The organism is Nocardioides pelophilus (assembly GCF_014180685.1).
GTDB classification, from domain to species: Bacteria; Actinomycetota; Actinomycetes; order Propionibacteriales; family Nocardioidaceae; genus Nocardioides; species Nocardioides pelophilus.
On the sequence record NZ_JACEHF010000323.1, the window covers coordinates 1 to 950 of the forward strand.

At 77.3% G+C, this 950-nt stretch carries 1 protein-coding gene; it reads right to left on the reverse strand.

Features of this window, described 5'->3' with window-relative positions; translation table 11 throughout:
* Nucleotides 1-950 (reverse strand): NADH-ubiquinone oxidoreductase-F iron-sulfur binding region domain-containing protein (locus H0488_RS23405; RefSeq protein ID WP_183101556.1); only part of this gene is annotated, 950 nt, incomplete at both ends.

Sequence of the window (950 nt, forward strand, 5' to 3'; positions counted from 1 at the left end):
CGTCCCGGCCGGGCCGGCCGCGCCCCGGCGGGTGCCCTCGCGGCACGGGGTGCAGGCGCCGCAGCTCTCCTCGGCGCCGAAGCGCCACAGGTGGGCGAGGAGGTCCGCGCGGGAGACCCGAGCGTCGATCGCGACCAGGCTGCCGTGACCGAGCGCGACCCCGGCCGGTGCGAGTGCGGACTCCAGCAGCGGCAGGTCCAGCTGCGAGGGTGCCAGGAAGCCGCCCAGCGGGCCGCCCACCTGCAGCGCGCGCAGGGGGGCGTCGTCCACGAGGCCACCGCCGAGCTCCTCGACGATCCGTCGCAGCGGAGTTCCGAGCTCCACCTCGTAGGCGCCCGGCCGCGCGAACCGCTCGGTCAGGCAGACCAGCGACGTGCCGGACTCGAGCGGGTGCCCGAGGCGCGCGTACGCAGCACCGCCGTCGGCGAGGATCGCCGGGACCGCGGCGAGGGTCTCGACGTTGTTCACCGCTGTCGGGCGGCCGAGGTAGCCGTGCCGGGTGGGGTACGGCGGCCGGACCCGGACGGTGCCGCGGAGCCCCGCCATCGACCGCAGCAGCGAGGTCTCCTCGCCGGCGACGTAGGAACCGTGACCGGCCACCACCTCGACGTCGAAGTCGACGCCGCTGCCGTGGATGTCGGTGCCGAGGTGGCCGGCGGAGCGTGCCGCCTCGACCGCGCGCATCACCGCCGTGCGCGCCCGGGGGTACTCCGAGCGGACGTAGACGAAGCCGGCGGTGGCGCCGCAGGCGAGTCCGGCCAGGGCGAGACCCTCGAGCACCCGCCCGGGATCGCGCTCCATGAGCAGCCGGTCCGCGAACGAGCCCGGGTCGCCCTCGTCGCCGTTCGCCACCACGAACCGCGGGCCGGGACCGTCGACCGCCTGCACCGCCGCCCACTTGTCCGCGGTCGGGAAGCCGGCGCCGCCGCGACCGCGCAGGCCGGCCAGCC